This window comes from Actinocrispum wychmicini, assembly GCF_004345645.1.
GTDB classification, from domain to species: Bacteria; Actinomycetota; Actinomycetes; order Mycobacteriales; family Pseudonocardiaceae; genus Kibdelosporangium; species Kibdelosporangium wychmicini.
The window spans coordinates 664,013-684,036 of sequence record NZ_SLWS01000003.1; the positions used below are offsets into that span (position 1 = coordinate 664,013).

Consider the following 20,024-nt stretch of genomic DNA (forward strand, 5'->3'; position numbering starts at 1 on the left):
CGGAGTCGTGGTGCAGTAGTTTTCGGCGGTGCACTCCCAGGACTACGGCCGCGACATCCTCGCCGGCAAGCCGAAACGGACCATCCCCGAACTGGCCGCCGAACCCGGCCTGGTGGTCGAGGACCCGGCCAGCGGGTTCTGCGGCGCGGTCGTGCGGATCGAGCACGGCACCGTCGTCCTGGAAGACCGGCACGGCAAGCACCGCGTGTTCCCGATGACCCCGGCCGGGTTCCTCGTCGACGGCCGGCCCGTCACCCTCACCCGCCCGGTCGCCACCCCCGCACCGGCGACCTCGGCCCGGTCGGCGTCCGGGTCGGTGAAGGTCGCGAACCTCAAGGCCCGCACCGCCCGCGACAGCCGGATCTGGGTCGAGGGCATCCACGACGCCGAACTCGTCGAACGCGTCTGGGGCCACGACCTGCGGGTCGAAGGCGTCGTGGTGGAACCGCTCGACGGGATCGACCACCTCGCCGAGGCGATCGCCGACTTCTCCACCGGCCCGGACCGCCGCCTCGGCGTCCTGGTCGACCACCTGGTGGCCGGCAGCAAGGAGTCCCGGATCGTCGCGGCCGTCACCGACCCGCACGTCCTGGTCACCGGCCACCCGTACGTCGACATCTGGCAGGCGGTGAAACCCGCGTCGCTCGGCATCCCGGCGTGGCCGGTCGTGCCGCGGGGCGTGCCGTGGAAGGAAGGGATCTGCGCCGCGCTCGGCTGGGGCGAACCCGCCGACGGCTGGCGCCGGGTCCTGGCCGGCGTGCGCGGCTTCCGGGACCTGGAGACCCCGCTCATCGGGTCGGTCGAACAATTGATCGACTTCGTGAGTTCCTTCGGGTGAACCCGGATCGGGGCGCGCTGAAACTCTGCCACGATGGCGGGTGTGGCGGCCTGGATCGGGTGGTTGATCGGTGGGTTGATCCTGATCGCCGCGGAAGTCGCGTCCGGCACCCTGTGGCTGCTCATGATCGGCACGGGCGCGCTCGCCGCGTCGGTCGCCGCCGCGGTCACTGACAACCTCGTCGTCAGCACCGTCGTGTTCGCGGTCGCGTCCATCGCGCTCGCCGCCGGCATCCGGCCGATGCTGCACCGCCGCCTGCACGCCGGGCCCGAGGTGCGAACCAACACCCAGGCGCTGATCGGCGCCAAGGCCACCGTCGTCGGGCCGGGCCGGGTGAAGATCGGCGGTGAGGTCTGGTCCGCCCGCGCCGAACACCATCCCGACGACGAGGTGTTCCGGACCGGTGCGTCGGTGATCGTGGTGGAGATCTCCGGCGCGACCGCGGTCGTGGCGCCCGAGCCATGACCGGCGACCTGGGCCGTCAGCGGGTACAACGGTGTTCAGTCCGCTCGGGAACGTGGAGGTTGATCATTTGAACTCCGTCACGATCATCGTCGTCGCGGTCATCGTCATCCTGGTGTTCACCATCGTGGTCAAGTCGATCCTGGTCATCCCGCAGGCGCAGGCCGCCGTGATCGAACGGCTCGGCCGGTTCACCAAGGTCGCCGAGCCCGGCCTGAACTTCCTGGCGCCGTTCGTCGACCGCGTCCGGGCCCGGATCGACCTGCGGGAACAAGTCGTGTCGTTCCCGCCGCAGCCCGTGATCACCGAGGACAACCTGACCGTCTCGATCGACACGGTCGTGTACTTCCAGGTCACCGACTCCCGGGCCGCGGTGTACGAGATCTCCAACTACATCGTCGGCGTCGAGCAGCTGGCCACCACCACGCTGCGCAACCTGGTCGGCGGGATGAGCCTCGAGCAGACCCTGACCAGCCGCGACGAGATCAACAACCAGCTGCGGGGCGTGCTGGACGAGGCCACCGGCCGCTGGGGCATCCGGGTCGCCCGGGTGGAGCTCAAGGCGATCGACCCGCCACCGTCCATTCAGGACTCGATGGAGAAGCAGATGCGCGCCGACCGGGAGAAGCGCGCGATGATCCTCACCGCCGAAGGCCAACGCGAAGCGGCCATCAAGACCGCGGAAGGCCAGAAGCAGAGCCAGATCCTCGCCGCGGAAGGCGCCAAGCAGGCCGCGATCCTCGGCGCCGAGGCCGAACGCCAGTCCCGCATCCTGCGCGCCCAGGGTGAACGGGCCGCCCGTTACCTGCAGGCCCAAGGGCAGGCCAAGGCCATCGAGAAGGTCTTCACCGCGATCAAGGCCGGCAAGCCCACCCCGGAAGTGCTCGCCTACCAGTACCTGCAGACCCTGCCGCAGATGGCGCAAGGCGACGCGAACAAGGTGTGGCTGGTGCCGAGCGACTACGGCAAGGCCCTCGAAGGGTTCGCCAAGATGCTCGGCGCGCCCGGTGACGACGGCGTCTTCCGCTACGAACCGCCCAAAGAGGACGTCCCCCTGTCCAAACCGGAAGAGGACGACGAGGAGATCAAGGGCTGGTTCGACACCTCCTCCGACCCACGCGTCGCCGAAGCCGTCCGTGCCGCGGAAGCCGTGGCCCGCAAGGAAGTTCCCGGCCCGCTGCAGGTGCGCAGTGTGCCCAGCCGGCCGGTGAACCTCGCACCGGACCCCGCCGCCGCACCGCCCGGACCGGGTGTCGACCTGGCCGGGTCACCGGAGCTGTCCGACGAGAACCCCTGACGTCACACCCGCGCGCGTGACCTGTGGTCGGCCACATGCACCCGGGTCGCGCAGCGCGTCGAGCAGAACCGGCGGCGACCGTTGCGGGACGTGTCCACGTAGGCCGTGTCGCAACCGTCGTTGGCGCACCGCCCCAACCGCGCCGGGTCCATCGCGAGCACGTGCGCGATGCCCGCGGCGGTGAACGCCCTGGTGCGGGTCACCTGGTCGGCGTCTTCGGGCGCGTAGTGGATGTGCGGCGCGCGGCCGTCGTGCCGGGAGATGAACGGCCGGCTGGCCGTGTCGCGCAGCAACCCGTTCACCACGTCCACCAAGCGATCGAGATCACGTTCGCCGAACGCGGGGGAGAGGCGCTCACCCCACGCCAGGATCTCGACCGCCTCGGCCGCCGTGACCGTGGTCCAGGCCCGGTTGTGACTCTCGAACATGGCCGTGACCAGGTCTTTCGCGTCCTCCGGATGCACGTGCCGGCTGTTGACGATGGTCGCGGCCAGTTCCGCCGCCGGCCCGCCGTAAGGGTTGAAGTGCATTAGGTCATTACATCACGCTGGAGTCGTGACCACATGCCCCCACTGCGCCTGGCCCGTCCGCGACCTGCCCGCCGAACGTCACCGCACCTCCGAGGGAGTCGTCGACTACCGGCGATGTGTCTGCGGCAGCTGGATCGTGCTCGTCGAGAAGACCCTCACCGCCGTGGTGGCCGCCGAATAACGTTGCTCCAATGGTGCATATGACTGAATGCTGTATGGTCGAAAGTGACTTTGACCAGATGGGATTCAGGTGGATCAGATCGACCGGGCCATCATCGGCCATCTTCAGCACGACGCCACCACCCCGTACACGGCACTCGGGGACGCCGTCGGGCTGTCCGCCGCCGCCGCGCACGAACGCGTCCGCAAGCTCCGCGACAACGGGGTGATCCGCGCCACCACCGTCGACGTCGACCCCGCCCTGATCGGCCGGGACGTCCTGGCGTACGTGCAGATCGAGGCCGACGAATGGATGGGCGGCGCCGACACCGCCGAAGCGCTGCGCGCCCTGCCCTGGATCCAGGAGGCCCACATCATCGCCGGCACCGCGTCGATCCTGGTGAAGGTCCGCGCCACCAGCACACGGGACCTGCAGAACGCCCTCAAACGCGTCTACGACATCCCCGGCGTCACCGGCACCGACACCACCGTCGTGCTGGAGACCTTCTTCGAGCGCCCGGTGTACCCCCATGACTGACCTCACCTACAACGGCCTCGCCCTCGACCGGGTCCCACACCTGCGGGCCGACAGCGCCTGGGTCGACCGCCAACTCGCCCGCCCCGACGCCCGCGTCATCCCGTTCTGCCGCGACCGGATCCTCGACACCCGCGCCGAACCCACCGACACCACCGTCTTCCTGGGACTCGACGGCGACACCCCGGTGTTCGCCACCGAACTGCCCGAACCGGCGGGCGAGGCCCGTGACCTCCGCGCCGTCGTCACCACCCTGGACCCGGCCGAAGCCGCCACCTTCGCCTACGCCCGCGGCATGCTCCACTGGACTCGCCACCAACAGTTCTGCGGCACCTGCGGCAGCCCCACCACAGCCCGCGACGGCGGCCACGTCCGCGCCTGCCGACACTGCGACAAACTCCACTTCCCCCGCGTCGAACCCGCCGTGATCGTCCTCGTCACCTGGCAGGACACCTGTCTACTGGCGCGGCACCACAACGCCACTGGTTACTCCACCCTCGCCGGTTTCGTCGAACCAGGGGAGAGCCTCGAAGAGACGGTCCACCGCGAAATCCGCGAAGAAGCCGGCGTCACCCTCGCCGCCGTGCGCTACCAGGCCTCCCAGACCTGGCCCTTCCCGGCCGGCCTGATGATCGGCTACCACGCCACCGCCGCCACCCCGGACATCCACGTCGACGGCCGCGAACTCGACGACGCCCGCTGGTTCACCCCCGACGAAGTCCGCGCCATGCCGCAAAGCCGCACCGACTCGATCGAACACTTCCTGGTGAGCCACTGGCTCACCGGTTGAGTGCCGGTCCCGCCCTGGGTCCGGCCGCCACTCCGGACCCAGGGCTGCCCACCGTCACGCCACCAGGACGACCTTCCCGACCGTTTCCCGCGCCTCCAGCGCCCGATGTGCCTCGGCCGCCTTCGCCAGCGGGAACGTCGACGTCAACGGCCGCAACTCGCCGCGACCGGCCGCCGCCAGTGACAACGTCTCGAAGTCCCGCACCCCTCCCGGCCGGGCCATGATGCGCGGCCCGATCGCCGCGGTGGCCGACACGCCCCGCGTGAACAGGTCCGCCGTCGTGATCTTCGTGAAGTCGAACCCACCTGACGCGCCGTACAGCACGATCCGACCGCCGGGCGCCAACAACTCGAACGCCTGCCGCCCCGACTCGCCACCCACGCCGTCCAACACCAACGTCACCGGCCGCTCCACCCGCTGCGGCCAGTCCGGCACCCGGTAGTCCACCGCCACGTCCGCGCCCAACCCACGCACCAACTCCACCTTCTCCGCACCGCCCGCCAACCCCACCACGAACGCGCCCGCGTTCTTCGCCGCCTGCACCAACAGACTGCCCATGCCACCCGCGGCCGCCGACACCAACACCACGTCGTCCGCCCGCACCTGCGCGACGTCCAACACCGCGAACACCGTCCGGCCGGTCCCGATCATCGCCACCGCGTCCGCAAAGGACAGATCCGGCGGGATCTCGTGCAACGACGCCACATTCGCCACCACCGACTCCGCGTAGCCACCACTGGCCTGCCCCAGGTGCGCCACCACCCGCCGGCCCGACCACTCCGCTGGCACGTCGGCACCCAGCACGTCCACGACCCCCGCCACCTCCCGGCCCGGCGTCATCGGCAGTGCGGGCAGCGGGAACGGCCCGCCTTCGACACCACGGCGGATCGTCGTGTCGATCAGATGCACCCCGGCCGCCGCGACCGCGACCCGCACCTGCCCCGGGCCGGGAACCGGGGCGCGCACCTCCTCGAACAGCAGTTTCTCCGCGGGACCGAACTCGTACTGCCGAATCGCATGGCTCGTCATGAGCACACCCTGCAACCTCAACCTAGGTCGAGGTCAATTCCGGTAGGGCGCCTTCGCGGCCTTCGCCGCGGTCAGGAACGCACCCTTGTTCTTCGGCCAGAACAAGCTGTCCACACACGAGTACTGCGGCAGGAACCCGCCGCACGACCCACTGCTGCCGCCGACCTCGATGGTGTAGCTGGCGATCCCCAGGTTGCCGTACGTGAAGTCGTCCGTCGTCCCGGTCGTGTCACCCTCGGCCAACACCGTGTACCCGTTGAACGCGGCCATCCTGTCGCCCAACGCCTTCAACCCGGCGGCGTTCGGGTTCGGATCCCACGTCCAGCCCCACGGCGGCATGATCTCGTTGCCGTAGCTGTGCAACGTCAACATCACACCCATCGTCGTCACCGGCGCCGGATCCGTGTCCCCAGGACCCCGCTGGTCGGCGAACAACGCCTTGAAGAACGCCTCCATCGCCTTGGTCTCCGGCTCGGAACCGGCCGACGGACCCTGATACGTCTCACCACACCGCGACGTCCCCGCGCCACCCCACTTGAACGTGGAGTTCCGGTTCAGGTCCACCCCGTAGCTCGGCGTCGAACACGACGCACCGGTGTTGTCCGCGTTCTTGCGTTGCAGCAACGGCTGATTACCGCCGGACGCCACGATGTCCACCCCGTCCGGGTTGACGATCGGCACCACCCACAGCTCGGTGGTGTCCAGCAACGACGTCACCTCCGGGTCGGACCCGTACCCCGACGTGACGTAGTCGATCCACCGCCACGCCAACTCACCGGTCGCCAGCTCCCGCGCGTGGATCTGCGCCATCATCGCCATCCGCGGCTTGGTCGAGTTCGGGGTCAACGCGCAGTCGCCCGCCTGCTTCTTCGTGACGCACAGGGCCTTGATGTCGTGCCCACCCGACCCGCGGGTCTTCCGCCAGCTGTCCCCGATGTCGACCACCTGCGTCAACGCCGGCCGCGCGGCCGCCACGTCAGCCAGGTGCTTCTCGTGCTCGGCCGCGGTGTGGTAGCCGCCGTAGAACGTCGCCAGATCCGCCCGCTGGGCCGTCGCCGGCACCGGCTTGTACACCGTGTCGACCTGCCGCGGCCGGTACCCCAACGCCCGGACCCGGTCCGCCACCCCCTGGTCACCCACTACCAAACCATGATCGACATCGAAACCCGCGGCGGTGAGTTCCGCCGCGGCGGCCCCGTCGACCCGCCACAGGTACGGCTGAGTGTCCGGCTCGGCCGCCGTCGACACGCCAGCCAGGACGGCGGGCAGCAGAACCGCGACGGCGAGAGCACCCAAAAGGGACTTAGCGCGCAGGGAGTCCATGGAGTGAGTATCCGGTGGCATACCGACCATTGAAACCTACGAAGGGTGGACACCCCGCGACGCTGCGTGTCGGCGTGTCCGGCCAGCCCGATCAGCTCCCGGTCAACCGCGCCGCATGATCCGTCTCATCGGCGGCGACAGGGGAGGCCGCATCGTCCAGCAGCCGCCACGTCGCCGTCGCCCCCTCCGGCGTGACCAGACGACCCGCACCCAATGCGGCACCGATCCGCTCCCGCACCACGGACTCGTCACCAGGTTCGGCCGCGAACAAGATCCGCAGCCGAACCTGGTCACCGTCCCGGGTCACCCCCGTGTGGTGCGCCGCGAGCGGACAAGGCGGCTCATGCGCCCAATCACCGCACAACGCCACCGTCACGGCGCCACCAGGAGCCCTGACATCTTCCTCCGGAGTCATCGCCAATACCGCGTCGTGCGCGAAAGCCTGTCGCATACCAACCATTGTTCCCGCGCTAGCGCACCTTGTCGAAGAACGCCCGAATATCCCTGGCATGCGCGTCCGGGACCTCCATGGCCACGAAATGGTTGCCAGGATTGCTCTGCGGCCAGTGAATGACCTTGTTGTGCCGCTCAGCCAGCCGACGAATCGCCGGCGGCCCGTGATACACACCGGTCGGCACCAGGCTCTGCCCCTCCGGCCAACGGAACGCCGTGTTGCCGTACATGAACCACGACGACGTCCCCGACGTCCCGGTGAACCAGTACACCGTGATGTTGGTCAGGATCAGGTCACGGTCGATCGCCTGCTCCGGCAGATCCGTCATCGGCGTGAACTCCTGGAACTTCTGCATCATCCAACCCAGCAGAGCGACAGGGGAGTCGTGCCAACCATAAGTGAACGTCTGCGGCGCCACCCGCAGCAACGTGTGATGGTCCACGCTCGAACCACCCCACTGCTGCATCATCTCGTACAACGACCGCTCGTCCTCGGTCAACTCCGGCACATCCTGCTCGGTCGGGAAACCCAGCCCACCGTCGATGTGCACACCCACCACACGCTCCGGCGCGACCTTCGCCAACGCCGGCGTCACGTACGCGCCGAGATCCCCGCCCTGCGCGCCATACCGCTCGTAACCCAACCGCCGCATCAACTCCGCCCACATCCGCGCCACCTGCTCAACCCCGAAACCGGCCCGCTCCGGCGCCGCCGAGAACCCGAACCCCGGCACCGACGGCACCACCACATGGAAAGCCTGCGCCGGGTCACCGCCGTGCGCACGAGGATCGGTCAGCGGACCGATCAGGTCGAGGAACTCGACCACCGAGTTCGGCCAGCCATGGGTCAGGATCAGCGGCAACGCGTCCGGCTCGGGGGAGCGCACATGCAGGAAGTGCACATCCAACCCATCGATCTCGGTGACGAACTGCGGAAACTCGTTCAACCGCGCCTCGAACACCCGCCAGTCGTACCCGTCGCGCCAGTACTCCGCGAGCTCCCGCAGGTAGCCGACCGGCACACCCCGGCTCCAGCCATCGCCGGGCAACTGACCCGGCCACCGGGCGTTGCCCAACCTGGCCCGCAGGTCATCCAGGTCGGACTGGGGGATCTCGATGCGGAAAGGCCTGATCTGTTCGCTCATGACGATGACCGTAACCACCATGTAGGTCAGAACATGTCCTACATCGATGGCATTCTTGACCACGTGACCGACACGACGTCCCGACTGCTCGCGCTGCTGTCCCTGCTGCAGACCCCACGCGAATGGCCTGGCAGCGAACTCGCCCACCGCCTACAGGTCAGCCCCCGCACCATCCGCCGCGACATGGAACGACTACGCGAACTCGGCTACCCCGTCGAAGCCACCATGGGCGCCGACGGCGGCTACCGCCTCGCCGCCGGCACCGCCATGCCACCCCTCCTCCTCGACGACGAAGAAGCCGTCGCCATCGCCGTCGGCCTACGCACCGCGGCCAAGAACACCGTCCACGGCATCGAAGAAGCATCCGTCCGCGCGATGGCCAAACTCGAACAAGTACTGCCATCACGACTACGGCACCGCGTCACCGCCCTCAGCACAGCCATGGTCCCGCTCACCCTCAGCGACGAACCCACCAGCGTCGACCCCGAAGTCCTCACCACCCTCGCCAAAACCATCAGCGGCCACGAACGCGTCCGCTTCGTCTACCGCTCCGCCACCGGCGAAGACACCAACCGCCTGGTCGAGCCCTACCACCTGATCCCCACCGGCCGCCGCTGGTACCTGCTCGCCCACGACGACGCCCGCACCGACTGGCGCGTCTTCCGCGTCGACCGCGTCACCGAACCCTGGCCGACCGGCGCCCGGTTCACCCCACGCCGCCCACCCACCGAAGACCCCACCGACTACGTCAAACAGACACTGTTCAGCCTCGCACCCACCTACCAGGCAGTGGCGACCCTGCACGCACCCATCGACGACATCACCCGCCGCCTCGGCCCCCAAGCCGACCTCGAACCGCTCGACGACCACAGCTGCCTCCTGCGCAGCCACACCGACACCCTGGAATGGCTGGCATTCCGCCTGATCCAACTCGGCTGCGAGTTCGACGTCCACGAACCCACCGAACTCAGGCGATACCTGGCCGACCTCGGCGCCAGGATCACCCGTTCGACAGCCGTCGCCGGATGAGACCCACCGCCTTGCCGAACAACAGAGTGTCCGGTGGCCGCGTAAGGAAGTCCGCGAGCGCGAACAAGTCCAACGCGTCACTGATCTGACGCCACTCCGCCGGGAGCCCGCCACCGGCGTCGACGAATCCTGAGCTGAACCCGGCGACATAGGGCGACGGCAGCTCATCACGCAAGCGCAGCATGTTGCCGACGTCGAACAGGGGAGTGCTGGCCAGCGCGAACTCCCAATCCAGCACAGCGGTGACCACCCACACGCCGTCCCGTTGACGGACAAGCAAGTTCTTGGGATTGAAGTCGGAATGGACCAACTGCCGGGAACCACTCACAGCCGCGAGCAGAGGCGCACACCGCGCGGCGTGCCGCAGCAGCGATTCTTGTTCGGCAGGGGAGAGCCGTGCGTTGCCCGCACGAAGACAGCGCTCCACAAAGACCGGCAGGCCCGCCGTCGGCTCCACACCATCGGTTTGGAGAGCCGGACCGGCGAAGAATCCAGGCCGGGGGAACGTCACGGTGCCGATCGCCGCCAGCGTCGCACCAACGGCGTGCCCCAGTCGCAGCAATTCGCCACAGTCCAGCGAAGGCAACACCTCGCTGAGCAGAACACCAGGCACGAATCGCGACACCAACACCGGCTGCCCCGTCACCACCCCCGCCGGATCGGCGGCGACAACTTCAGCCACCGGCACGACACCGGCCAGCCGCGCGGCGAGCGCGGCCTCAACCGCACACGTATTGCCGTGCAGGTAGCGGCGAACCACAAACTGCTCACCAGTGTCGGTGACCACCTGGACATTGTGATTGCGGTAGCCGCCCGACAACGTCCGTGTCCGGTTGACCCTGCGACCAGACAACACGCCGTTGGTCAACCACGCGACGACCCCCGCGTCAAGGTCCAGCCCATCGTGTGTCACCTGACCATCATGGACGCCGTGTAGCCTCCCTGTGTGCAGCTCGAGCTTTCCGTTCTCCTCAAACGCTACCGGCTCGGGCAGGCGGCTTTCGTCGACTTGGTGCCCCCACTGACCGACGATCTCGTCAACGCGCAACGCGCTGGAAATCCCTACGCCACCACGATTGTCCGGGACTACACCGACCGCCTGTACGCGGCCACCGAAGACGCCCTCAACGCGCAACGGTCACCCCGACACAGCCTCCTCGCGCCCGAGGGACGGATCACGGCCGAACAGGACATGGACCAGCCAGCGGTGCCGTTGTTGTCCGAGTACGGCCTCGGCCTGCCGTTCAACCAGTACACGCTGGTCGACGACATCCACCCGCACATCCACGTCCCGGCGGCCGTACGCGCCCTGAGCGAACTGCAGTCAGCTGGCGAGGCGGGCGCGGAGCTCACCGAGACACTCGACCGGGCGTGGTTCCTCCTGGCGTTCTCCCTGAACATCAGCCTCGGCCGCGGGCAGATGCTCGACCCGGACCGGGACCTGACCGTCGACCTGATCGGTGGCTGCGCCCGGCTGCACCACCTGACCGACGCGGGGGAGCCACCGGAGTTCGTCCGCGACGCCATCGATCGCGGCCTCGCAGTGCGCTGTTTCGTGTCGGAATGGGTCACCACCGACCGGTACGCCACCACAGACGGCAAAATCATCAGCGAAGGCCACTCCACGACGTGGGACTCAGGACTACGCCTCCCGGTGGGAGCGTTGCTCGGCGAACAGTTCGGTGGCTCGCCAGCTGTTCCCACCGACCCCGCCGCGGCGCTCACCCTGGGCCGGCGAAAAGCCGAATCGGGTGACTTCACCGCAGCCAGGACCGCGGTCGAGTCAACACTGCCGAACCGCGAAGCCGAGGATCTTCTGCGGGAACTGGTGGCCGAACAGTCCTGCCGCGAACTCATCGCGATCCTCGTCCAACACTCGACGGAGAAAGGCAGCCCAGCCCGCCAACGTGTCGTGGAGATCGGCAAAGAACTCCACGACATGGGCGGCATGGGGCTGATGCAAGCGGTACACGCGGAGTGCACCGCCAGGCGCCGACCACTGTCCCGCAGCCTTGACCTGCTGTGGGACGGCATCGGCCCGTGGAAGGGTTGAGATCGGTTGCGGAAACACTGGTCGTGGCCCGCGCTCACCGCCGTGGCCGGGCTCGGCGCGTTCACCGGCCTGGCCTTTCTCGTCCAGGCGATCGTGGTTCCCCACGGCGGCCCCGGCGCGTTCGAGTTCGGCGTGTGGTCGGCCTTGATCGCAGCCTCCGCGGTGGTCTTCGTATTCCTGTTCTTCCACGCCCTCCCACTGGCGACCGGCTGGCGCGAAGCCGGGGCACACGGCCGCGGGCCACTGCTGTGCTACATCGCGTTCGCCATGGCGATCCTGGCCTTCCTGTGGGCAGGCGGCGGCCCGATCACCCAGCTGCGCCCGGCCGCGGCATTGCCGGTGTCCCGCGTGCTGGTCCTGCTCGCACTGACCGCAGCCGCGCCGACAGTGCTCGGGCTGTGGCTGGTCACCACGCGGCTGCGCCGGATCTCGCAGGCACTCTCGGCGCCGACCGACCCACCGACCCGAGCGGACGCGGTGCTCGCCGACCTGATCGACTGCCGCCGCGCCACCAGCGTCTGCCTGACCGTGCTGGCGACGATCATCACCATCGCGGTGATCGATTCGGGCGCCCAGCGCAAGGCGTTCCTCGCCACCGGCATCCCGCCGGAGAAGTTCCCGCCCGAGTGGGTGCTGCTCTACGGCGCGCTGTTCACCGCGATCTCGCTGCTGCTCTACGTGCCCACGTTCGTCACCTGGCGCACCCGCTGCATGCTGTTCGTGGACCAGTGCTACCCACTGCCCGCCGACGCCCGGCCCACTGCGGCGTGGGTCGAAGGCCGGACACGGCTCATCAGCGTCCTCGGCGCGGACATGACCGTCGCGAAGAGCCTTACCACCGCCTTCGGCCTTCTCGCGCCGCTCGCGGTCAGCGTGCTCAGCGTCGTCGTCCCCGGGCTGAAGTAAGCCCCGCCGGATGCCGACCGAGCAACGCGGGGAGACGTACTCGGCGCTTACTTGACATAATGTAGATTATCGAACTTAATGCGACCTGGGGAAAGATCACCAAGAGGGCTTCAGCGCCGAGTCGTCGACGACTTGTCCGATGACCGTTTTCCCGTGAGCTGTGCGCGCATCTGGCGCCGAGGTATGGGCTCGATGGCCGACGGGCGGTGTGTCCCCGAGGGTGCGCGGCTCAGGACGATGCCGAAGTTTATTGTCACCGTGACGTTAGGTCTGCGGGTGTCCGGACGTCCCGGTGTCGGATTTGATGCATATTCAACGTTATGCATGATTCGTGGACGCGGTGAACACGGGCGGAAACTGTCGGTGGCGCCCGGTATGCAGAACACGTGATGCTGCTCGCCGCTCAGGACGCGTTCTTCATGGCCCGCCGGCCGCGCAAGGACTCGCCACACACCACTGCCGCTTATCGCCGGGATCTCGGTGGTGTCACTTCCCTACTCGCCCTGAGCTCAGGGCGATCCGTAGCAGAGCTAACTATTGGTGACGTGACCGCGCCCGCGCTACGGGCCGCGTTCGGCGAATTCGCCGACGGCCACGCGAAGACGTCGGTGGCCCGCGCGTGGTCGACCTGGAACCAGTTCATGACGTTCTGTGTGGCGGACGGGTTTGTCGAGGGCAATCCGATGGGGGCGGTCACCCGGCCGAAAGCGCCACCCTCCTCCCCCAAGCCGTTGCGCGGTGAGGACACTCCGGAGCGGCTGCTGGCCGCTGCGGCCGCCGGTGCGCGCAAGGCCCGTGACCCGTGGCCGGAGCGGGACGTCCTGGTGATCGCGCTCGGCCTGGTGTGCGGGTTGCGGTCGGCGGAAGTCCGTGCGCTACGACGGGATTCGGTGGTCGGTCGGCCCGGCGAACAGCGGTTGCACGTGCGGGGCAAGGGAAGCAGGGAGCGGTCCATTCCGATCGAGTCGCCGCTCGAGCGGCTGATCGGCGCTTACCTGGGGTCCTGCGAGTCCAGGTTCCCGAACCGCAGACTCGGCTCGGGCACCCCGCTGTTGCTGGACCACCGGGGCCAGCCGATCGGCCGGGGCGCGTTGGACTACCTCGTGAAGACCACCTACCTGTGGGCCGGAATCCGCGACCAGGTGCCGACGGGCGCAAACCTGCACGCCCTGCGGCACACGTTCGCGACAAGGCTCGCGGAGGACGGCGCGAACGCGGCGGAGATCATGGCGTTGCTCGGCCACGCGAACCTCAACACCAGCCAGAACTACATCGAGGCCACAGGCAAGGAGCAACGAGCCGCAGCGGCTGGCAACCGCACGTACCGTGCACTGTCCTCCTTGGACAGCGACTCCCCCGCTGTCCCGGGGTGACAGTGTGGTCGAGCAAGCTGCCCAGCTGCAATGTACCGTGCTGTGCTTGGACGAGAGGACAGGGAGACAAGGTGACCGTCACCGCCGATGACCTCGATGCAGCAATCTCCAGCGTTGCGAGCACGCTGCGTCCAGCGACCGATCGGGACTGGTCGTCCGTGGTTGGCACCGGAGACTGGGACTGCTGGCACACCGCCGAACACATCGGCGACTGCCTGCTGTCCTACGCAGCCCAACTTGTCGCGCTACCCGCCGAACGATACGTGCGCTTCCTCGCCACCGCGGACAAAGACGCCACGCCAGCCGAGGTGCTGGAGTTCGCCGTGACCGGTGGAGGAATCCTGTCCGCGACGGTCCGCACCGCGGCGCCATTCGCCCGCGCCTATCACCCCACCGGCATCGCCGACCCCGCAGGCTTCGCGGGCATGGGATGCGTGGAGACCCTCGTGCACGGCGAAGACATCGCACGAGGCCTCGGCCTGGCCCTCGACCCACCGCGCGACCTCTGCGCCCGTGTACTCGCTCGGATGTTCCCGCAAGCCGCCGCCGACCTCACCGACACCGACTCGTGGACGGCAATGTTGTGGGCCACCAACCGAACCCAACTCACCGGCCGGCCACAGCAAACCGGCTGGCGCTGGCGAGGCAGCCCGCTCGACATAGCGTGAGTCAGGCTGTGGTCAGCCAGCGCACGGTGTGGGCCTCGGTCGGGTCGGGGGCTTCCCATTTGTTCGCCAGTTTCTCGATGACCGAGGCGGGGACGGGGTCGGGGCGGGCCGCGTTGCGGGCGGTGATCACGGACATCGGGGCTTCGAGGCCGATGATCTCGATCCGCGCCCGGTACGCGGCGGCGAGTCCGATGGCCTGGTCTCGGACCTGACGGGACACGTTGGTGGCGTTCCACACGAAGGACCGGCCAGCCCTGAGGTGTTCGCGGGCGCGGGCGTTGGCCGCGGCGATGACCGGGCCTTGGTCGGCGGTGGGTTTGACCTTCAGTTCGGTGCGCAGCGCGTCCAGGCTCACGCGGGGCAGGTCGGGGCGGTTGTGGGTGAGCCAGTGGTCTTTGCCGACGCCGGGGAGGCCGGCGACCAGCGTCATGGTGAGGCGGGTGTCGTCGTAGGCGGCGTAGTCGGGGTCTCGTCCAGGGGTGCGGAAGTACATGAACCGGGCGTGGTCGGAGGGGAACCGGCGGGGTGTGCTGAGGCAGTCGAGTTCGGCGCAGTATTCGCCGTAGAGGGAGACGTTGTCGACGAGGGTGGCGGCGTCGGTGCAGATGCGGCCGAGGATGTCGGCTTTGGCGAGCAGGACGAGGTCGTCGTTGCGGGCCAGGAGGCTGACGCGGAAGGCGATGCGTTCGATGTCGTCGCGTTCCAGGGCCCAGAACGGGATCTGGTGGTGGCGGACGAGGGCGGCGACGTGTTCGCGCCACGCGGGTGGCGTGCCCATGTCCCAGAGGATGCGGCGGACGAGCAGGTCGCCGAGCCGGGAGTGGCCGTGGGCGGTGATCCCTTCGGGCGCGACCTGGGTGCAGAACGGTTTGGCGACGTCGTGCAGGAGGACGGCGGCGAACAGGCGGACGCGTTCGTCGGTGGGCCGGGCGCGCCATTCGGGCAGGGCGGCGAGTGCTTCGCAGGCCATCCGGGTGTGGGTTTCGACGTCGCCTTCGCGGTGGTGTTCCCAGTCCTGCGGGACTCTGGCCAAGCGGCGGACCCAGGGGAACTCGTCGCGGATGTCCCGCCACGTCAGCGTCCAGTGCGGTGGCGTCGGGCAGTGGCGGTCAAACGGTTCCATACATCACCGCCGGGTCGGCGAGCTGGTTGGGCACGATGGGCCGGTCCATCCAGTGGGTGCCGGAGTCGAGGATGGCGGTCAGGAATGTCGGCCGGACCCATTTGTACCGGTCGGCGACGATCCCGTCTTCTTCGACTTTGACATAGAGGCCTTCCATGTCGTCGGACATGTCGGTGTCGGCGGTGGCCTGGGCGGGGTCGACGCCGCTCCCCCTGGCCGTGTCGTCGAGCGCGTTCTTCCAGTTCGGGGTGCGGCAGGTGGACGGGCCGACGAACGCGGTGAGGTCGGTCAGGGTGGACAGCGGTCCGGTGTGCAGGACGGGGACGGAGTTGATGGGCAGGTCGGCGAGGAGTTCGCGGCGGCGGGCGGTGGACAGGAACGTGTCGGTGGCGCGGTCGAGGATGTCGAATTCGCAGAAGTAGTGCGGGAGTGCGTCGTAGAAGACGGTGTGTTTGGCGTACATCCATTCGCCGTAGACGACGTATCGGTCGCTGATGCGGGGCCACAGTTCGTGTTGGATGGTGGCGGCCCAGGCTTTGAGGGGGCCGAACTGGCGTTCGCGGGGGCCGCCGGTGAGATAGTGGCCGCGGCTTTGCAGGTGCAGGGTGCCGTCGGCGGTGAAGCTGATGGCGGCGTTGGCTCCGTCGAGTTTCTCCTCCACGACGACGTACCGGTCGCTGATGTGGCTGAACGGTACCGAGTTCATGTCCTCGTCGCCTGGTTGCAGGCGGGAGCCTGCCAGGTGGTGGGTGCGTGGGTACTTGCGGAGCACGGTGGTGGTTATAGCGGGCGGGCGGTGGGTTTCACGACTGGTTTAGGCTGGCGGGCGATGGACAGCACTGCTTCTCGCCCGTTGGCGACCCGGGTCCCGGTCCTGTTGGCCGTGGCTGTGTTCGTTGTGGCCGTTGACCAGTTGACGAAGGTCTGGGCGGAGTCGGCGTTGGCGGATGGGGCGCCGGTGCGGGTGGTGGGTGAGTTCCTGCAGTTGCGGTTGTTGTACAACTCGGGTGCGGCGTTCTCGATCGGTGCTGGGTCGACGTGGGTGTTCACGGTGGTGACGGCGGTGGCGGTGGTGGTGTTGGCGCGGTTCGTGGTGCGGCCGTCGTCGGCGGTGCAGGGTGTGGGGTTGGCGTTGTTGTTGGGTGGTGCGGTGACGCATTTGTTGGATCGGTTGTTGCGGCCGCCGGGGTTCGCGCGGGGGCACGTGGTGGATTTTATCGACTACAACGGGTGGTTCGTCGGGAATGTCGCGGATATCGTGTTGTTCGCGGGTGCGGTGTTGGTGGTGGTGGCGGGCCTCCGTAAGGGGTGATGCGGGCCGGTTTGTGTCCGGCCCGCGATCGGGTGGTTCAGGTGAGTCGTTGGAAGACCTGGCGGGCGAGGTCGAGTGCGTGGTCGTGGCTTTCGGCGATGGCGTTGACGTCGAGGTAGAGGTGGTCGATGCCGGCTTTGTCGTGGATGCGGGTCATGGTGGTGAGGATGTCGTCGATGGTGTAGCCGGGCTTGGGGTTGACGCGGACGATGGCGTCGATGGCGTGCGGGTTGCGGCCGGCTTTCTCGGCTTCGGCGCGGATGGCGGCGAGGCTTTGGGTGAGGAAGGTGGTGTCGTAGTCGGCGCTGGGCATGATGGCGGGCATCCAGCCGTCGGCGCGGCGGCCGGTGCGGGCGAACGACGAGGGGGCGAAGGCGGCGAGGTAGACCGGTGGGCGGCGGACGGGTTTCAGTTCGACGTAGGTGGCCGGGATGGTCCAGTGTTTGCCCTGGTATTCGACGGGGTTGTCGGTCCAGTAGCGGGTGAGGATGTCGAGGCATTCGTCGAGGCGGCTCCCCCGCTGGTTCATCGGGACGCCGGCGGCCTGGTATTCCTCGGGTGACCAGCCGGTGCCCATGCCGACGACGAGGCGGCCGTGGGTGATCACGTCGATGGTGGTGAGGGCGCGGGCGAGCAGGATAGGTGGGTACCAGGGGGCGATGAGGACGTTGGTGCCGATCTGGACGCGGCTGGTGACGCTGCCGATGGCCGCGAGGAGGGCGAGTGGGTCGAGGACGGAGTGGAAGGCTTCGGGGATGGTGTCGGTGCCGGCGTAGCCGACGGTGGGGTGGACCGGGGCGAGGATGCGGTCGCTGACCCAGAGGCTGTGGGCGCCGAGTTCTTCGAGGGCTTGGGCGTAGCCGGGGAGTTTGTCGTAGTTGTGGGCATGCTGTCCGGTTTGCGGGAGGTGGAAGCCGATTCGCATGCTCTCGAACATAGACTAGTTTCGATTTCAACCACCCCGTAGGGTGATGAATCAGCTACGAGCCAGCGGGGCGGAGGGGTCATCGAACGTCGCCGGGGTGTGTCGGTCGCGTTGATCGTGCTGTGTCAGAGCTCGCAGGCGCTGGTCGTCGGGGGCATCGCGCTGTTCCTGCCGTTGATCCGCGGCGACCTGCAGCTGACGTACGCGCAGGGCGGCGCGTTGGCGGCGGCGTCGACGTTCACGTACGCGTTGATGCAGGTGCCTGTGGGTGTGTTGGCCGATCGGGTGGACACGAAGAGGCTGTTCCTGGTCGGTCTGATCGGGGTGAACGTGCTGGCGTGCGCGTTCGCGGGGATTCACTCGTTCGGGTGGCTGGTGGTGACCCAGGCGGTGAGCGGGGTGTTCCGGTCGATGGCGTTCGCGCCGGGGTTGATCCTGATCGGGCGGCAGTTCTCGGCGGCGAAGCAGGCGACGGCGATGGGGTTGTACGTGGCCGGCGGGTTCTCCTCCAGCATCGTGTTGAACCTGGTGGGGCCGTTGCTGGTGGGGCCGTGGGGGTGGCGCGGGGTGTTCCTGCTGTGTGCCGGGGTCGGGGTGGTGACGTTGGTGCTGTACGGGTTGGTGGGTGACGGGGGCGAGGACGCCCGGGAGCGGCGTCAGCCGCCGTTGCGGGAGTTGCCGGGGTTGCTGCGGCGTCCGGTGGTGTGGGTGACCGGGGTGATCCAGTTCGTGCGGTTGGCGACGACGCACGGGGTGACGATGTGGTTGCCGACGTTCGTGGTGGTGCAGAAGGGGTATTCGATCCAGACGGCCGGGTTTCTGGTGGCGATGGCGGCGGCGTTGACGGCGCCGTCGAACATCTTGGGCGGGTACGTGGCGGACCGGACCGGGCGGCCGTTGGCGGTGGTCGGCGTGTCGTTGTCGGTGGTGGCGCTGTCGCTGGTGGGGTTGGTGTTGGCGGACTCGTTGCCGTGGCTGATCGCGGCGGTGGCGGTGAACGCGGTGGTGATCCAGCTGTACTTCGGGCCGCTGTTCGCCATTCCGATCCAGTACCTCGGCCGGTCGGTGGCGGGTGCGATCAGCGGGTTCGGGAACTTCTGCGCGAACCTGGGCGGGTTCACGGCGGTGTCGGTGCTGGGCGCGGTGAAGGACGCGACCGGGTCGTTCACGGTCGGGTTCGCGATGTTGGCCGGGTTGTGTCTGGTGGGGATCGGCGCGGTGGCGGTGTTGCGGCTGTTGCCGGCTCAGGCGCCGGAGAGCACGCCGAGCAGGTGAGCGACGGTGGCGGCCATGGCGTCGCGGGCCGGGGCGAGATACTTGCGGGGGTCGGTGGTGGTGAGGCCGTGGTCGCGCAGGGCGTTGGTGAAGGCGACGTTCAACGCCGTCCCGATGTTGATCTTGACCATGCCGTGCCGGACGGCGGCGCGCAGGGCGTCGTCGGGGACGCCGGAGGATCCGTGCAGGACAAGGGGAACCGGGAGCGCGTCGCGCAGGCGGGCGATCAGGGCGTGGTCGAGGGACGCGGTGCGGGTGTCCATCGCGTGGGAGCTGCCGACGGCGACGGCCAGCGCGTCGACCCCGGTGGCGTCCACGAACTTGCGGGCGTCGTCGGGATCTGTGCGGACGCCGGGTGCATGGGCGCCATCTTTTCCGCCGATTTCGCCGAGTTCGGCTTCGATCCACAGGCCGTGTTTGTGTGCCCATTCGGCGGCTTCGCGGGTGGCGGTGAGGTTGTCGGCGTAGGGCAGGTGGGAGGCGTCGATCATGACCGATCCGCAGCCGGCGTCGGCGGCCTGGTGCAGCAGGATCTCGTCGTCGACGTGGTCAAGGTGCAGGGCGACCGGGACGGCGGATTCGGCGGCGAGCGCGGCGGTGGCGCGGGCGATGGGCAGCAGCCGGCCGCCGTGGAACTTCACGCAGTTCTGGCTGATCTGCAGCAGTACGGGTTGGTGGGCGGTTTCGGCGCCGGTGATGATGGCTTCGGCGTGTTCGAGGGTGATGACGTTGAACGCGCCGACGCCAACGCCGCCTTGGCGGGCGTTGTCGATGATGGCGGCGGTGGGGACGAGCACGG

At 68.5% G+C, this 20,024-nt stretch carries 23 protein-coding genes; 13 read left to right on the top strand and 10 right to left on the bottom strand.

The features are described 5' to 3' along the window. Window positions 1-28: 28 nt before the first annotated feature. The 3 genes from EV192_RS16960 (at window position 29) to EV192_RS16970 (ending at window position 2,597) form a co-directional block, all read left to right on the top strand. Entirely contained in the window at window positions 29-838 is an 810-nt protein-coding gene (locus tag EV192_RS16960; protein ID WP_132116278.1) for a DUF3097 domain-containing protein, read from the top strand. 33 nt (window positions 839-871) lie between these two features. Continuing rightward, window positions 872-1,303, top strand: coding sequence for an NfeD family protein (locus EV192_RS16965; RefSeq protein ID WP_341770865.1), 432 nt, complete (start codon window positions 872-874; stop codon window positions 1,301-1,303). 67 nt (window positions 1,304-1,370) lie between these two features. Next, the gene (locus EV192_RS16970; RefSeq protein ID WP_132116282.1) at window positions 1,371-2,597 is read left to right on the top strand and encodes an SPFH domain-containing protein; all 1,227 of its coding nucleotides are present in this window, start codon (window positions 1,371-1,373) and stop codon (window positions 2,595-2,597) included. 2 nt (window positions 2,598-2,599) lie between these two features. Here EV192_RS16970 and EV192_RS16975 read toward each other — a convergent pair whose 3' ends face one another. Continuing rightward, window positions 2,600-3,127 (bottom strand): CGNR zinc finger domain-containing protein, encoded by a 528-nt coding sequence (locus EV192_RS16975; protein WP_132116284.1) that lies wholly within the window; start codon window positions 3,125-3,127, stop codon window positions 2,600-2,602. 25 nt (window positions 3,128-3,152) lie between these two features. Here EV192_RS16975 and EV192_RS53850 point away from each other — a divergent pair, with 25 nt between their 5' ends. The 3 genes from EV192_RS53850 (at window position 3,153) to nudC (ending at window position 4,611) form a co-directional block, all read left to right on the top strand. Beyond that, complete coding sequence (locus EV192_RS53850) at window positions 3,153-3,308, top strand: hypothetical protein (RefSeq protein ID WP_165960423.1); 156 nt, start codon at window positions 3,153-3,155, stop codon at window positions 3,306-3,308. A gap of 69 nt (window positions 3,309-3,377) precedes the next feature. Next, a complete protein-coding gene (locus EV192_RS16980) occupies window positions 3,378-3,824 on the top strand; it encodes an Lrp/AsnC family transcriptional regulator (protein ID WP_132116286.1) in 447 nt (148 codons plus the stop codon). Further along, window positions 3,817-4,611 carry an NAD(+) diphosphatase gene (gene nudC / locus EV192_RS16985; protein ID WP_132116288.1) on the top strand — a complete coding sequence of 265 codons (795 nt, stop codon included), beginning with the start codon at window positions 3,817-3,819 and terminating at the stop codon, window positions 4,609-4,611. Before EV192_RS16980 ends, nudC begins: the two co-directional genes overlap by 8 nt. Window positions 4,612-4,665: 54 nt before the next feature. On the opposite strand, the gene EV192_RS16990 is transcribed toward nudC, so the two are convergent. From EV192_RS16990 to EV192_RS17005, 4 genes are all read right to left on the bottom strand, one after another. Next, window positions 4,666-5,640: a zinc-binding dehydrogenase gene (locus tag EV192_RS16990; protein ID WP_132116290.1), complete on the bottom strand. Its 975-nt coding sequence runs from the start codon at window positions 5,638-5,640 to the stop codon at window positions 4,666-4,668. 33 nt (window positions 5,641-5,673) lie between these two features. Then, on the bottom strand, window positions 5,674-6,963 hold the full coding sequence (locus EV192_RS16995) for a M14 family zinc carboxypeptidase (protein WP_132116292.1): 1,290 nt from the start codon (window positions 6,961-6,963) through the stop codon (window positions 5,674-5,676). Between the two features lie 91 nt (window positions 6,964-7,054). After that, window positions 7,055-7,414, bottom strand: coding sequence for a hypothetical protein (locus EV192_RS17000; protein ID WP_132116294.1), 360 nt, complete (start codon window positions 7,412-7,414; stop codon window positions 7,055-7,057). 19 nt (window positions 7,415-7,433) lie between these two features. Then, window positions 7,434-8,561: an epoxide hydrolase family protein gene (locus tag EV192_RS17005; RefSeq protein ID WP_132116296.1), complete on the bottom strand. Its 1,128-nt coding sequence runs from the start codon at window positions 8,559-8,561 to the stop codon at window positions 7,434-7,436. Between the two features lie 63 nt (window positions 8,562-8,624). Between EV192_RS17005 and EV192_RS17010 the strand changes: the two genes are divergently transcribed. Then, a complete protein-coding gene (locus tag EV192_RS17010) occupies window positions 8,625-9,590 on the top strand; it encodes a WYL domain-containing protein (RefSeq protein ID WP_132116822.1) in 966 nt (321 codons plus the stop codon). Here EV192_RS17010 and EV192_RS17015 read toward each other — a convergent pair. Further along, window positions 9,562-10,503, bottom strand: a complete 942-nt coding sequence (locus tag EV192_RS17015; protein ID WP_165960424.1) for a phosphotransferase family protein — start codon at window positions 10,501-10,503, stop codon at window positions 9,562-9,564. The genes EV192_RS17010 and EV192_RS17015 overlap by 29 nt on opposite strands. Before the next feature lie 33 nt (window positions 10,504-10,536). On the opposite strand from EV192_RS17015, the gene EV192_RS17020 reads away from it, so the two are divergent. The 4 genes from EV192_RS17020 (at window position 10,537) to EV192_RS17035 (ending at window position 14,590) form a co-directional block, all read left to right on the top strand. Then, entirely contained in the window at window positions 10,537-11,643 is a 1,107-nt protein-coding gene (locus EV192_RS17020; protein WP_165960425.1) for a hypothetical protein, read from the top strand. Between the two features lie 6 nt (window positions 11,644-11,649). Next, on the top strand, window positions 11,650-12,549 hold the full coding sequence (locus EV192_RS17025) for a hypothetical protein (protein ID WP_132116302.1): 900 nt from the start codon (window positions 11,650-11,652) through the stop codon (window positions 12,547-12,549). Window positions 12,550-12,938: 389 nt separating this feature from the next. Next, window positions 12,939-13,922 (top strand): tyrosine-type recombinase/integrase, encoded by a 984-nt coding sequence (locus EV192_RS17030; RefSeq protein WP_132116824.1) that lies wholly within the window; start codon window positions 12,939-12,941, stop codon window positions 13,920-13,922. Window positions 13,923-13,993: 71 nt separating this feature from the next. Then, complete coding sequence (locus EV192_RS17035) at window positions 13,994-14,590, top strand: maleylpyruvate isomerase mycothiol-dependent enzyme family protein (protein ID WP_132116304.1); 597 nt, start codon at window positions 13,994-13,996, stop codon at window positions 14,588-14,590. 1 nt (window position 14,591) lies between these two features. On the opposite strand, the gene EV192_RS17040 is transcribed toward EV192_RS17035, so the two are convergent. Beyond that, window positions 14,592-15,713 carry an AAA family ATPase gene (locus EV192_RS17040; protein ID WP_132116306.1) on the bottom strand — a complete coding sequence of 374 codons (1,122 nt, stop codon included), beginning with the start codon at window positions 15,711-15,713 and terminating at the stop codon, window positions 14,592-14,594. Next, a complete protein-coding gene (locus EV192_RS17045) occupies window positions 15,700-16,485 on the bottom strand; it encodes an RNA ligase family protein (RefSeq protein ID WP_132116308.1) in 786 nt (261 codons plus the stop codon). The genes EV192_RS17040 and EV192_RS17045 overlap by 14 nt, the downstream gene beginning before the upstream one ends. Window positions 16,486-16,542: 57 nt before the next feature. Between EV192_RS17045 and lspA the strand changes: the two genes are divergently transcribed. After that, window positions 16,543-17,025 carry a signal peptidase II gene (gene lspA, locus EV192_RS17050; protein WP_132116310.1) on the top strand — a complete coding sequence of 161 codons (483 nt, stop codon included), beginning with the start codon at window positions 16,543-16,545 and terminating at the stop codon, window positions 17,023-17,025. Between the two features lie 37 nt (window positions 17,026-17,062). Here the strand turns inward: lspA and EV192_RS17055 are convergent, their stop codons facing one another. Beyond that, complete coding sequence (locus EV192_RS17055; protein ID WP_132116312.1) at window positions 17,063-17,950, bottom strand: TIGR03619 family F420-dependent LLM class oxidoreductase; 888 nt, start codon at window positions 17,948-17,950, stop codon at window positions 17,063-17,065. A 99-nt stretch (window positions 17,951-18,049) separates the two neighbouring features. Between EV192_RS17055 and EV192_RS17060 the strand changes: the two genes are divergently transcribed. Then, on the top strand, window positions 18,050-19,225 hold the full coding sequence (locus EV192_RS17060; RefSeq protein ID WP_207926089.1) for an MFS transporter: 1,176 nt from the start codon (window positions 18,050-18,052) through the stop codon (window positions 19,223-19,225). On the opposite strand, the gene EV192_RS17065 is transcribed toward EV192_RS17060, so the two are convergent. Continuing rightward, window positions 19,195-20,022: a class II fructose-bisphosphate aldolase gene (locus tag EV192_RS17065; RefSeq protein ID WP_132116316.1), complete on the bottom strand. Its 828-nt coding sequence runs from the start codon at window positions 20,020-20,022 to the stop codon at window positions 19,195-19,197. The two genes, EV192_RS17060 and EV192_RS17065, sit on opposite strands and share 31 nt — an antisense overlap. Window positions 20,023-20,024 lie beyond the last annotated feature (2 nt).

What these genes read in the sequence shown, in the direction of transcription:
- EV192_RS16965 (WP_341770865.1), top strand. Translation starts at nt 872, where the DNA reads ATGGCGGGTGTGGCGGCCTGGATCGGGTGGTTGATCGGTGGGTTGATC.
- EV192_RS16975 (WP_132116284.1), bottom strand. Translation starts at nt 3,127, where the DNA reads ATGCACTTCAACCCTTACGGCGGGCCGGCGGCGGAACTGGCCGCGACC.
- nudC (WP_132116288.1), top strand. Translation starts at nt 3,817, where the DNA reads ATGACTGACCTCACCTACAACGGCCTCGCCCTCGACCGGGTCCCACAC.
- EV192_RS16990 (WP_132116290.1), bottom strand. Translation starts at nt 5,640, where the DNA reads ATGACGAGCCATGCGATTCGGCAGTACGAGTTCGGTCCCGCGGAGAAA.
- EV192_RS16995 (WP_132116292.1), bottom strand. Translation starts at nt 6,963, where the DNA reads ATGGACTCCCTGCGCGCTAAGTCCCTTTTGGGTGCTCTCGCCGTCGCG.
- EV192_RS17000 (WP_132116294.1), bottom strand. Translation starts at nt 7,414, where the DNA reads ATGCGACAGGCTTTCGCGCACGACGCGGTATTGGCGATGACTCCGGAG.
- EV192_RS17005 (WP_132116296.1), bottom strand. Translation starts at nt 8,561, where the DNA reads ATGAGCGAACAGATCAGGCCTTTCCGCATCGAGATCCCCCAGTCCGAC.
- EV192_RS17030 (WP_132116824.1), top strand. Translation starts at nt 12,939, where the DNA reads ATGCTGCTCGCCGCTCAGGACGCGTTCTTCATGGCCCGCCGGCCGCGC.
- EV192_RS17040 (WP_132116306.1), bottom strand. Translation starts at nt 15,713, where the DNA reads ATGGAACCGTTTGACCGCCACTGCCCGACGCCACCGCACTGGACGCTG.
- lspA (WP_132116310.1), top strand. Translation starts at nt 16,543, where the DNA reads ATGGACAGCACTGCTTCTCGCCCGTTGGCGACCCGGGTCCCGGTCCTG.
- EV192_RS17055 (WP_132116312.1), bottom strand. Translation starts at nt 17,950, where the DNA reads ATGCGAATCGGCTTCCACCTCCCGCAAACCGGACAGCATGCCCACAAC.